The 6,022-nt window shown below is 40.5% G+C and carries 5 protein-coding genes; all 5 read left to right on the top strand.

The genetic code is table 11. The annotated features are described in order from the left end of the window. Nucleotides 1–111 precede the first annotated feature (111 nt). The 5 genes from xseA (at nt 112) to G3T18_RS19240 (ending at nt 6,009) form a co-directional block, all read left to right on the top strand. Entirely contained in the window at nt 112–1,326 is a 1,215-nt protein-coding gene (gene xseA, locus G3T18_RS19260; protein ID WP_318014008.1) for an exodeoxyribonuclease VII large subunit, read from the top strand. Continuing rightward, a complete protein-coding gene (xseB, locus tag G3T18_RS19255; protein ID WP_224412208.1) occupies nt 1,319–1,546 on the top strand; it encodes an exodeoxyribonuclease VII small subunit in 228 nt (75 codons plus the stop codon). The genes xseA and xseB overlap by 8 nt, the downstream gene beginning before the upstream one ends. Before the next feature lie 144 nt (nt 1,547–1,690). After that, nucleotides 1,691–2,380 (top strand): lecithin retinol acyltransferase family protein, encoded by a 690-nt coding sequence (locus G3T18_RS19250; RefSeq protein WP_224412207.1) that lies wholly within the window; start codon nt 1,691–1,693, stop codon nt 2,378–2,380. 195 nt (nt 2,381–2,575) lie between these two features. Continuing rightward, nucleotides 2,576–4,231 (top strand): carbohydrate-binding protein, encoded by a 1,656-nt coding sequence (locus G3T18_RS19245; protein WP_224412206.1) that lies wholly within the window; start codon nt 2,576–2,578, stop codon nt 4,229–4,231. Between the two features lie 143 nt (nt 4,232–4,374). Beyond that, nucleotides 4,375–6,009 carry a SpoIID/LytB domain-containing protein gene (locus G3T18_RS19240; protein WP_224412205.1) on the top strand — a complete coding sequence of 545 codons (1,635 nt, stop codon included), beginning with the start codon at nt 4,375–4,377 and terminating at the stop codon, nt 6,007–6,009. The last annotated feature ends 13 nt before the right edge of the window (nt 6,010–6,022 follow it).

The following is a 6,022-nucleotide window of genomic DNA, read 5'->3' as shown; positions in this document are numbered from 1 at the left end:
CACGATACTGGTCGGGTTGCTGACTGGGACAATAGCTCGGTGCCAGGTTCCTTAATTGATTGAAAATAAAGAAAACCCTTTGTCTAATTCAAATAGGCAGAGGGTTTGCTTTTGTTTTTCGGTTTTAGTTTTGCCATGACTTTTTCTCAACCAGATAAGATTACTACCGATACTGCTCTGACAGTAATTGGATTAACCGAGTATATCCAAGAGGTGTTAGAGAACGATCGCCAACTACAACAAATATGGGTTATCGGTGAAGTTTCTGAAGTGTCACCACATCCGGCTGCTTTATTCTTCCGCCTTGCTGATTCCGATCGCTTCGATCGCAGCGCTTCTATCAAATGTGTGGTTTGGAATAATCTGCGTCATAAGTTGGTAAAACAACCAGTCAAAGGTGAAAAGCTGTTAGTATTGGGGACGATTCGTGTCTATCCTAAACAAGGAAAATACGAGCTTAATGTTTTTCAAGCTTTAGCGGCGGGAGAGGGACTACAATCTTTACGTTACAAACAACTACGATCGCGTTTAGAAGCAGAGGGTTTATTTGATTCAGCCAGAAAGCGATCGCTACCACCTCATCCTCAAACCATCGCTGTGGTTACTTCTGAGTCTGCTGCTGCTTGGGGGGACATTCAACGCACTTTAAGACAACGTTATCCAGGTTTAAATATTCTTTTATCGCCTGCTACCGTGCAGGGAGAACTTGCTCCTAATTCGATTGTGACCGCTATTGAGCGGGTGCAAAAGGACAGTCGTGCAGAAGTGCTAATTTTAGCCCGTGGCGGTGGTTCAGTTGAAGACTTATCCTGCTTTAATGATGAAAGGGTAGTCAGAGCGATCGCCTCTAGTTCAATTCCTATTATTACTGGGATCGGTCATCAGCGTGACGAATCTCTAGCTGATTTAGTAGCCGATTTCAGCGCTCACACTCCTACTGCTGCTGCTGAAAAAGCTGTCCCTGAACGCGCTCAATTATATACTGAACATCTACAAAGAAAAAAACAATTACTTGCCGCATTATATCAACGTGTAGGACAAGAATCCCAGCATTTAGAGTTTCTCCTCAATCGCTTAAAACACTTACCTACGAAATCTAGAACGTTAGAGCAAGCAACTTCGCGCTGCGAACTGTTGCGGGAAAAACTAGCTGCCTTAGATCCACATTCAGTGCTATCTAGAGGGTATGCTTTAGTTAAAGATGAAAATTCTAATTTAGTTAAATCTACCACATCGCTAATTCCCGATCGAGAGCTAATTATCCAACTTGCTCAGGGTATTATTAAAGTTAAAATTCAAGAAATTATTGAATCAGGTAATGAGTAAACGAACCTCCCAACCCAAAAACTGGAACTATTCAGCAGCAGTTTCTGAATTAGAAGCAATTATCGAACAAATAGAATCTGGTTCCTTACCCCTAGAACAAGTTTTTGAGCAATTTAGTGTCGCAGTAGAAAAAATGCAGCAATGCGAAAGCTTTTTAGCAAGGGGAAAACAGCAAATGAATTTACTCATTGAAACTTTATCTGATGAAGAAAAATTTTAAAGGTATTAAAAACCGTGGAGCCGAGATTGACAAAGCTCCTGCTATAAATGAAAAATATCGAATTTACCATTTTTTTAGACGCGATCCTGATAGTTATTTAATTGAAATTCAAAAATTTTTGGACTCATAAATTAAGGAGCAAATATGGCTAGAGGGGATCAAATTTATGTAATGAGAGAGTTTTTCAATCTTCAGGGATTGTACGAACATCATGGTATCGACTGTGGAGATGGAACTGTAATTCATTACCGCAAACCTAGCGAAACTGTTGAACGTACATCTTTAGCCACTTTTGCTCAAGGTCAAAAAATTTACATTAGAAGTTATCCAGTGTCTTATGTTTCTGACGTGGCTGTTCGTAGAGCCGAAAATCGTCTAGGTGAAAGAAAATATAACTTAGTTTTTAATAATTGCGAACATTTTGCTACTTGGTGTAAAACCGGAGTTAATTACAGTAAGCAAGTTAAAGATTTTATTCCGGTTTTGAGTCATATTAATGTAGATAATTTAGAAAAACCAATTGAGCAAGCATTGAATCAAGGTAACAAAGACAATACTAATGAATTACTGAATCAAGCTTTGGCAGATATTAGAGTAGCTTGGGATAACATTCAACCGCAGTATAGGGAAGCGATTAAAGAGATAGAAACTTGGGAAAATGTAGCCAAGAAAGCCCTCAAAGAAAACCGAGAAGACTTGGCGCGTGCGGCAATTCAAAAGAAACTGAATTATAAAAAACGTGCTGAAGAATTAGAACCTATGCTCAAAAAACTAGCAACAATGACTGAAACTTTAATTCGCAATCAAATTGAGCAACAAAAACGTAAATTTTAAAAAAATAATTAATCACAAATTATCTTCTTCTAGCTAGTAAAATTAAGATCGAGAAAAATACGATCTGCAAACAAACATACATACAATCAATCTCTAGGAAGATTCCTAAGAGAATAGCCAACTATATCATAGTATATGAAAGCCAGGGACACGTACATATTGAACATCTGAATTAGCTAAGGAGAAAGAGTAAAAGTGGAATATTTAATTCCTGCCGAAGTAGGTTTTGATTTAGGAGATAGTACCACTTTTTTCCAAATTCAATCAGTCTTAGGAGATACGATTGAGTCATTCCTACCAGAGTCTTCATTAGGAGATATTACTGAAAATATCGGCATAGCTTACGATCTTCGTGAGTCTAAGGTTTTAATTGACGAACAAGAAAGTAATTTAAATGAGGAAACAGATTTATTAACAGGTCTAACTGATTCAAGTCCGCTGTTAAATTCTGAACTAGGAAAGACGGCAATTCGGGTAGAAGCAGAAAATTACACTAACTATTTTGACTTGACTGTAGAAAATGAAGGAGGAGAATATAGAAATGGTGGCGTAGATATTCAAACCACTAGCGATACTAGCGGTGAGTATGAAGTGAGTTCAATTCAAACTGGAGAGTGGTTAGAATATGAGGTTTTTCTACCACACGAAGGTGGCTATTGGGTTTCGTTGAGGGCGGCGGGACAAGGAGATGATAACTATGTGGTTTCAGTTAATGAACAGGAAATTTGGCTGACGGGAAGCGGAGATAAGGAAGATTGGCAAACTATTAGTAGTGTAGTTCCTCTGAAGTTAGAATCGGGAAAGAACACTATTCGTCTGGAATTTCCTTCTGGGGTTGAGGGAGAGGATCTTTTTAATTTGAATTATCTTGAGTTATCGCCTGCACCTTTCTTATCTTCTACTTCTGAACCACCAGTTTTTCCTTTGCGTATAGAAGCTGAGAATTATACTAATTACTCAGACTCAACTGACTTTAATGAAGGTGCGCCCTATCGTCCAGATGAAGGGGTAGATATTCGATATACGACTGACGTTGGTGGTGGCTACAATGTGGGTTGGATTCAACAGGGAGAGTCTTTGGAGTACGAAGTTGTCATACCTGAAGCAGGTAAATATTGGGTTAATGTCCGAGTTGCAGCTACTGGGGATGATAACCATGCGCTTTCTGTGAATGGACAAGAGATTTGGTTTACTGGAACTGGAGATTTGTACGAGTGGCAAACTGTAACTGGTGTGGTTCCAATTAAGTTAGAAGAAGGAACGAAGACAATTCGTTTGGAAGCTCCTCTGGATACAGACGAGCGATACCTCTTTGAGATTAATTACTTTGAGTTAGTTAAGAATCCTTTTTCCGATTCTCCAGTGGAAATTAAAGTGGAAGCTGAGGATTTTACCGATTATGTTGATTTAACGCCGTGGAATGAGGGTGCGCTTTATCGTCCGGCTGAAGGAGTAGATACTCAAAAGACTAGCGATGTTGATGGTGGTTACAATGTGGGCTGGATTAAGCAGGGAGAGTGGTTAGAGTACGCGGTAAATTTGCCTAGAGGAGGGGAATTCTGGGTTGATGTCCGGGTTGCAGCGCCAGGAGATGATAACCATGCGCTTTCTGTGAATGGACAAGAGATTTGGATTACTCCGACTGGTGGTTGGCAAGAGTGGGAAACTGTAAGTACGGTAGTTCCACTCAAATTAGATGCAGGAATTAATACAATTAGGCTAGAAGCTGTTACGGGTACGGTCGGCGAAAATTTATTTAACATTAATTACTTTGATTTGACTCCAGTTGATTCAGAAAAGTTTAGTGAGGTGGAAGATGTGGATATTTTGCCGTTAAGCCGATCGCTCTAAGTTAAGATTGATGCTAACACGAGAAAATTGTTAGATAAAATAAAATGTCATCCTTTTAGGAGCGAAGGATCGATGGCGATCGTTCGCTCCTAAAATTGTGAGATGATAACAAACCTAAAGTCTGAAAATAGTATTGTAAAATCATGATTTTTCAGCTCCGAGCCTCAAATCTATTTAGTGCTTTATCCTGTATCCTGTTTTTAGGTTTTTCCAGTGCTAATTTGGCTTTGCCGAAAGCGATCGCGCAAACTGGGGGAAACGAAGATCTTGAATTAGAAGTAGGTGTCATCCAACGCTTCGGCGATGAAGTGACTGATAAGCTGAGAATTTCGAGTACTTCAGGAAATGTTCTGACTCTCAGCTTTCTCGGCGGCGATATGCAACCGCGTACCCTGGAAACCGATAGTATTACACTGGAAATTAATCCTTACCCACTGGAGGAACCAGTAATCTTTGAACGAGTAGTGTTGAGCGATCGCGCGACGTTTGAAACGGCGGAAGATAGTGCTAATAATTGGCAAAAACTGGGTATTGAGGTAGAAATAACTCAACCTGGACGTTGGCAAGTTTGGGCAGATCCTGATGTCTATAAAACGCCTTTACTGCGTCGCTTATTATTGGAAAGTCTGCGAGAGAAGGGATACACTAATCCTTACTTGGAAACAGAAGTCGTCGAAGCACTTCCAAGAATATCATTTATTGTCGGTGGTTATCGCTACAGCCGCTTGGATTTAGAAATTAGTGCGAGTAATAATTTAATTCAAGTTGCCGAAGGAGAAGAAGGGGAAAACCCGATTCTGTATCCAGGTACGATCAAGGTACAGCGTAATTCTTATCGGGATTTTACCTTAGTCAATCAAGTACCTCTGGAAACCTATTTGCGGGGTGTAGTACCTCACGAAATTGGTGCAGGGGCACCCTACAATGCGATCGAAGCACAAACAATTCTCGCTCGTACCTATGCTTTACGGAATTTGCGGAGATTTGCCGCCGATGACTATCAACTTTGTGCGACTGTCCATTGTCAAGTATATCGGGGACTAACAGGTACAGCAGCATCAGCCGACAAAGCGATCGCGGCGACTACGGGTCAGGTGTTAACTTATAACAATGAATTAGTCGATGCTTTATATTCCTCGACGGCTGGTGGTGTAACTAGCTTTTTCAACGATATTTGGGATGGTGAAAATCGTCCTTATCTCCGTTCAATTATCGATTCACCACTACCAGTTTGGGATTTATCCCAACAGTCTCTCGCTGATGAAGCCACTTTTCGCCGTTTTATCAACTTAAAAGAAGGATTTAACGAAACTGGCGTGAGTCTCTTTCGCTGGAACAAACAAAGCAGCATCGAACAACTGAATGAAGATTTCCGGAAATATCTAGAGCGGATCAAACATCCCTTAGCCGACTTTACCACGATCCAAAACATGGCAGTCACCGAGCGATCGCCTTCGGGTAGAATACTTACTCTCACTGTCCAAACAGATAAAGGGATCGTTGAACTAGAGAAAACTGAAGCCCGTAGCGCCTTTGGACCACCTCGTAGCACTTTGTTTTATCTCGAACCAATTTATGATGCGAACCAAGTTTTAAAAGGCTACGCCTTTGTTGGTGGTGGTTTTGGACATGGAGTAGGTATGAGTCAATATGGTTCCTACAATTTAGCAAAACTCGGTTGGACAGCCGAGAAAATTTTAGCATTCTACTATCCCGGTACTGAGATCGAAAAACTCGATCGAAGTATTGTCTTTTGGCGAGAAACAAATGAAGAATAGGCGACTGTGGGAT

Source organism: Oscillatoria salina IIICB1, assembly GCF_020144665.1.
Classification (GTDB): domain Bacteria; phylum Cyanobacteriota; class Cyanobacteriia; order Cyanobacteriales; family SIO1D9; genus IIICB1.
The sequence above is the reverse complement of the archived record's forward strand: the minus strand, read 5'-3'. Positions and strand labels throughout refer to the sequence as shown.

Coding starts and splice junctions, on each gene's coding strand:
- xseB (WP_224412208.1), top strand. CDS start 1,319: ATGAGTAAACGAACCTCCCAACCCAAAAACTGGAACTATTCAGCAGCA.
- G3T18_RS19240 (WP_224412205.1), top strand. CDS start 4,375: ATGATTTTTCAGCTCCGAGCCTCAAATCTATTTAGTGCTTTATCCTGT.
- G3T18_RS19250 (WP_224412207.1), top strand. CDS start 1,691: ATGGCTAGAGGGGATCAAATTTATGTAATGAGAGAGTTTTTCAATCTT.